Below are 5,387 nucleotides of genomic sequence, written 5' to 3' on the forward strand. Positions count from 1 at the left end.
TAGTCATGATAATAGGGCCTTCTGATTAGAAGGCCCTATTATCAATGATTTTTATCCTCGTGACGACACTATCTAAATATTCATAAAATTTTATGCTTTATCTAAACAGGCATCGCTGTATTACCAAGCATTCATGGTAGTCTGGACATCCAGACGTATAAAAACAGGTTAGGCGAACATGACGGCGAAGCATATTGATACCGCTCTGGTGAACGCAGGGCGCAGCAAGAAATACACGCAGGGTGCGGTGAATAGCGTTATTCAGCGAGCTTCCTCTCTGGTTTTCGACACCGTTGAAGCAAAAAAACAGGCCACGCGTAATCGCGCAAAAGGCGAGCTTTTTTATGGGCGTCGCGGCACGCTGACCCATTTTTCGCTCCAGGAAGCCATGTGTGAACTGGAAGGCGGCGCGGGCTGTGCCCTTTTCCCTTGCGGCGCCGCGGCGGTGGCCAACACCATCCTGGCGTTTGTCGAACAGGGCGAACATATCCTCGTCACCAACACGGCCTATGAACCGACACAGGATTTCAGCACCAAAATCCTCGCCAAACTGGGTGTCACGACAAGCTGGTTCGACCCGATGATTGGCGCAGGCATCGCTGAGCTTATCCAACCCAATACCAAAATCGTATTCCTCGAATCACCCGGCTCTATCACGATGGAAGTCCACGATGTCCCGGCCGTTGTTAAGGCGGTCAGAAGCGTTGCGCCAGAAGCGATCATTATGCTCGACAACACCTGGGCGGCAGGCATTCTGTTTAAAGCCCTCGAATTCGATATCGATATCTCTATTCAGGCGGCGACGAAATACCTGATTGGCCACTCGGATGGGATGATCGGCACGGCGGTGTCCAACGCCCGCTGTTGGGATCAACTGCGCGAGAATGCCTACCTGATGGGGCAAATGGTCGATGCCGACACCGCCTACATGACCAGCCGCGGCCTGCGTACCCTCGGCGTGCGTCTGCGCCAGCACCATGAAAGCAGTATCAAAATCGCCGAGTGGTTAGCATCCCACCCGCAGGTGGCGCAGGTTAACCATCCGGCGCTGCCTGGCAGCAAAGGCCATGAGTTCTGGAAACGCGATTTCAACGGCAGCAGCGGCCTGTTTTCCTTCGTGTTGAACAAGCGCCTTAATAATGAAGAGATGGCCGCCTACCTCGACAATTTCTCGCTGTTCAGCATGGCGTATTCCTGGGGCGGGTATGAATCGTTAATTCTGGCGAATCAACCGGAACAGATTGCCGCTATCCGTCCTGATGGCAACGTCGATTTTAGCGGTACGCTGATTCGTGTTCATATTGGTCTGGAAAATGTTGATGATTTAATTGAAGATTTATCCACAGGTTTCCAGCGCATCGTGTAAATTGTTATCTGCTGGTTGAAAATTCTGATTACGCCAGCAGAATACTCTGTATTAATTGCGCCCGGGATCAACGTGTTTCGGGCGAGAAGCGAGTACAATAGCCTTCTCTAAGCGGTACCACAGGAAAGTCCATGGCTGTAATTCAAGACATTATCGCTGCGCTTTGGCACCACGACTTTGCAGCGCTGGCGAATCCACATATTGTTGGCGTCGTCTATCTCGTGATGTTTGCCACTCTCTTTTTAGAAAACGGATTGCTCCCAGCCTCATTCTTACCTGGCGACAGTTTGCTTTTACTGGCGGGTGCTCTGGTGGCGCGTGGTTGCATGGACTTCCTGTCAACAGTCGTTATCCTCACCTCTGCCGCAAGCCTAGGCTGCTGGTTAAGCTACCTGCAGGGCCGCTGGCTGGGGAATACCCGCATCGTAAAAAGCTGGCTGGCGCAGCTACCGGAAAAATATCATCAGCGGGCAACCTGCATGTTTGACCGCCACGGCTTGGTGGCACTGCTGGCAGGGCGTTTTCTGGCCTTCGTGCGCACCCTGCTGCCAACCATGGCAGGGATTTCCGGGTTATCCAATCGCCGTTTTCAGTTGTTCAACTGGCTGAGTGGCCTGCTGTGGGTCGGCATGATTACCACGCTGGGCTATGCCATCAGCATGATCCCGTTTGTAAAACGCCATGAAGATCAGGTCATGACCTTCCTGATGATTCTGCCGCTTTTCCTGCTGGTTGCCGGACTGGTTGGCACGCTGGCGGTGGTTATCAAGAAAAAATACTGCAGCGCCTGATACCATCTGACTGTCATATAAGGGAGAACCTGTCTCCCTTATGATATCTGTATTTCCTGCAAGCCTTCCTGACTGAACACCCACTGCGCGTCCGCCAGCGCCGCGACCTCTCTCGGCTCATGCGTCACCAGAAGAATGGTCACATCATGTTGACGCAGGTTCTTCACCACTTCCCACAGCCGGAAACGAATATCCCAGTCGAGGCTGGAGAAAGGCTCGTCAAGCAGCAACAGGCGGGGATGGGAAACCATCGCTCTGGCCAGCGCCGCCCGCTGCTGCTCACCGCCGGATATCTGCCGCGGATAACTGTGCGCCAGGTGCGCAATCCCCATCTCTTCAAGCATCACCATCTGTGCCGGTTTAGACCGTGGCAACCCCGCCGCGTATTGCGCCAGCGCCAGGTTGCCCGCCACCGTCAGATACGGAAAGAGATACAGCCGTTGATTGAGATAGCGGCACGGGCGCTGCCAGGGCGGAATGCCGTTCATCGTTTTGCCGTCGAAATGGACATCCCCCTGATAGGGAACACTGCCCGCAATAGCGTTCAGCAGCGTCGTTTTGCCGCTGCCAGACGGCCCGGTGATGGCGGTACAGCTACCGCGCGCCGCATGGAAATGCAGGTCGCTGAAAGCCTGAGTACGCAAGTGCTCAACGCGCAGCATGGTCTTTCTCCTTGTACACGTGCTGCACCCGATGCAGGACAATCAGTAACAGCCCCGCCAGCAGGATCAGCAGCAGCGCGCAGCCAATCGCCAGCGAGAAATCACCGCTGGCGATATTCAGGTAGACGGCAATCGGCAGGGTTTCCGTTTTCATGCGTATTGCCCCCGCCAGCATTAAGGTCGCACCAAACTCGCCCAACGCTCTGGCCAGCGCCAGCACGCTGCCGCCCAGCAGCGAGTGCCAGCACAGGGGGATCTCCACCAGCAGCAGAGTGCGCAGCGGCGTCAGCCCCATGTTCCAAGCGGTGCTGATATAGGCCGGCTCAATGGACGAGAACGCAGCACTGGCAGAACGCAAAACGATCGCACTGGCCACATAGGTTTGGGCGATCACCACGCCAAACGGCGAGAACAACAGTTCAGGCAGGCCCGGGGCCACGGAAGCAATCGGCCCGCGCTGGCCCAGCAGAAGGAGCAAACCAATCCCAACAATCAGCGGCGGCGTCACCAGCGGGATATCGAGCAGGGTATCGATTACCCCTTTTCCTTTAAACGTCATCCGCGCCATCGCCCATCCGGCGGGAATACCGATCAGCAGCGCCAGCAGCAGTGAGAGAAGCGCCGTTCCCAGCGAAAGCAGAACGGCGAAATGCAGTTCAGGCTCTTTAAGCACCTGAATAAGCGTGGCCAGATCCAGCTCAAACACCAGTGACAATAACGATCCGATCACCAGTATCAGCAGCAGGCCAAGCGGCAGCAGCGTCAGTTTAGCCACGCATTTTCCTCAGGCTAAACACTATTTCTCAATGGGCAGATAGCCCATATCGGTGAACACTTTAATGCCCTGCGGCGAGGTGAAATAGCTCGCCAACTTTTGGGCTTCGTCCGGATGTTTCGTGGTTTTCAGCACCGCCAGGGTGGCGATTTCATCCGGCGTGCCTTTCGGCGTCGGCAGAAGTACCAGCGTATCTTTATTTTTCACCGCATCGGTGCGACCAATAACTGCCGCATCCACATCGCCATTGAGCAGGTACATCACCAGTTGCTTGATGTTGGCCGCTCTGACTACCACTTTTTCGCGCAGCGGTTCGCCATAGCCGGAAAGCGTCAGCAACGTCTCACCGCTTTTGCCTAAGGCGATGGCCTGCGGGTCGCCCATCCCCAGTTTTAGATGGCTTTTTGCCAGATCGGCATAAGTGGTGATCCCCGCCGCTTTATCCTTGCGGATCGCCATCACCGGGGTGTGGTGAACGAGTAGGAACGCCTCTTTGAGCTTGCCTTCCGCCTGAATTTTATCGACGTAATCCGCAGAGCCTGGCAGGAACAGATCGCCCTGCTGCGTGAGCTGAAAGCGGGTAAGGATCTGGCCCGAGCCGCCATATTCCACGGTGACATGGTTGCCCGTCTCTTTCTCAAAACGCGCGACTATTTCATCTACCGGCATCCGCAATCCTGCTCCGGCGTAAAGATGAAGATCGGCCGCGCTTGACACGGCGCTACAGCACAACAGCAAACTGGCGAGTATAAATTTTACTGACTTCATGGGTCCTTCCTCATTAAGGGTACTGTGGGTTATTCCGGCGACAGATTGACACCAATATCCGCCGGGCTGGCGTAGTAAGGCGAAGAGGTAATAAACAGCCTGATGCCGCAATCGAGATAATCAGGCAACGTTGCGCGGGTGATCCCCCCGGTCAGCGCCAGCGTGCAGGCGCTGTCGCGGGCGAGTTCGACAACCTGCCGGGCCTGCTCTGGGGTGAATTTATCGAGCTGAATGACATCCGGGCAGGCAAGAAGCGCCGCACGCGCTTCATCCAGCGTATCGGCCTCCACCACGATTTTCTTTTCCGGGCAGGCCGTACGTAGCCGCTGGACCATCCCCTGCCAGTCATTCGGTTCAGGTTCAAAACGGCGATGGTTAGCAAACAGCAGCACCGTTTCCGCACAGCCCGCGCGATGGATAATGCCACCTGCGGCAATGACCGCCTGCGCCGCCAGCAGCCGCGTGCCGGGAATGGCCTTACGCGTACAGGCGATGTGCCCATCCGGTATCGCGCCATGCAGAACCGCCAGCATATCGGCCAGATATCCGGTGACACCGCAGCTCCACTCCAGCACGTTTTGCACAGCTTTCCAGCCCTGATGCAGGCTATCCGCCGGGCCACGGGCCTGCAACAACGGCTGCCCCGGTTGCACCCGGTCGCCATCCTCAACGTCCGCATGGGCCTCTAAGCCCAGGGTACGCAACATGCGCAGGGCGATGGCAATGCCGCTGACAAAGCCGCCCCTGCGGTGGCTGAATACCATTAAACCGGGCGTGCGACCGATCCCCAACGAGCGGGTCGTAATATCACCGCCCTGAATATCTTCCAGCAGCCACTGGTCTATCTGGTGTTGAGGTATAAAGATCATCCTTTTTCTCCGACGGCGACAAATCGCTATATATATCTATATATAACGACATGTCATTTGTCTGAAATCAAGGGAGAGGAGATTAGGCTGTGTCCCTTAATTGCATAACCTCTTGTAAAACAATCGGATGCAACCCAGCTTGACCATTGAAAGATA

General features: G+C 55.7%; 6 protein-coding genes. 2 read left to right on the top strand and 4 right to left on the bottom strand.

Annotated features, from left to right (window positions below; genetic code table 11):
* Window positions 1-178: 178 nt before the first annotated feature.
* Both metC and yghB read left to right on the top strand, forming a co-directional pair.
* Window positions 179-1,366, top strand: a complete 1,188-nt coding sequence (gene metC / locus ACSZPU_RS22980; RefSeq protein ID WP_499003560.1) for a cystathionine beta-lyase — start codon at window positions 179-181, stop codon at window positions 1,364-1,366.
* 131 nt (window positions 1,367-1,497) lie between these two features.
* Window positions 1,498-2,157, top strand: coding sequence for a DedA family general envelope maintenance protein YghB (gene yghB / locus ACSZPU_RS22985; protein ID WP_499003563.1), 660 nt, complete (start codon window positions 1,498-1,500; stop codon window positions 2,155-2,157).
* A gap of 38 nt (window positions 2,158-2,195) precedes the next feature.
* On the opposite strand, the gene ACSZPU_RS22990 is transcribed toward yghB, so the two are convergent.
* From ACSZPU_RS22990 to modD, 4 genes are read right to left on the bottom strand one after another with little or no spacing between them, the layout of a single operon-like run.
* Window positions 2,196-2,819 (bottom strand): ABC transporter ATP-binding protein, encoded by a 624-nt coding sequence (locus tag ACSZPU_RS22990; protein ID WP_499003565.1) that lies wholly within the window; start codon window positions 2,817-2,819, stop codon window positions 2,196-2,198.
* Window positions 2,806-3,594: an ABC transporter permease gene (locus tag ACSZPU_RS22995; RefSeq protein ID WP_499003567.1), complete on the bottom strand. Its 789-nt coding sequence runs from the start codon at window positions 3,592-3,594 to the stop codon at window positions 2,806-2,808. Before ACSZPU_RS22995 ends, ACSZPU_RS22990 begins: the two co-directional genes overlap by 14 nt.
* A gap of 21 nt (window positions 3,595-3,615) precedes the next feature.
* Window positions 3,616-4,362: a molybdate ABC transporter substrate-binding protein gene (gene modA / locus ACSZPU_RS23000; protein WP_499003572.1), complete on the bottom strand. Its 747-nt coding sequence runs from the start codon at window positions 4,360-4,362 to the stop codon at window positions 3,616-3,618.
* 29 nt (window positions 4,363-4,391) lie between these two features.
* Window positions 4,392-5,231, bottom strand: coding sequence for a ModD protein (modD, locus tag ACSZPU_RS23005; protein ID WP_499003574.1), 840 nt, complete (start codon window positions 5,229-5,231; stop codon window positions 4,392-4,394).
* Between the last annotated feature and the right edge of the window lie 156 nt (window positions 5,232-5,387).

It is taken from the genome of Phytobacter sp. V69 (assembly GCF_965644215.1).
GTDB lineage: Bacteria > Pseudomonadota > Gammaproteobacteria > Enterobacterales > Enterobacteriaceae > Phytobacter.

Bases quoted from the DNA above. Each gene is read 5' to 3' on its own strand.
- metC (WP_499003560.1), top strand. From the start codon at position 179: ATGACGGCGAAGCATATTGATACCGCTCTGGTGAACGCAGGGCGCAGC.
- yghB (WP_499003563.1), top strand. From the start codon at position 1,498: ATGGCTGTAATTCAAGACATTATCGCTGCGCTTTGGCACCACGACTTT.
- ACSZPU_RS22990 (WP_499003565.1), bottom strand. From the start codon at position 2,819: ATGCTGCGCGTTGAGCACTTGCGTACTCAGGCTTTCAGCGACCTGCAT.
- modA (WP_499003572.1), bottom strand. From the start codon at position 4,362: ATGAAGTCAGTAAAATTTATACTCGCCAGTTTGCTGTTGTGCTGTAGC.
- modD (WP_499003574.1), bottom strand. From the start codon at position 5,231: ATGATCTTTATACCTCAACACCAGATAGACCAGTGGCTGCTGGAAGAT.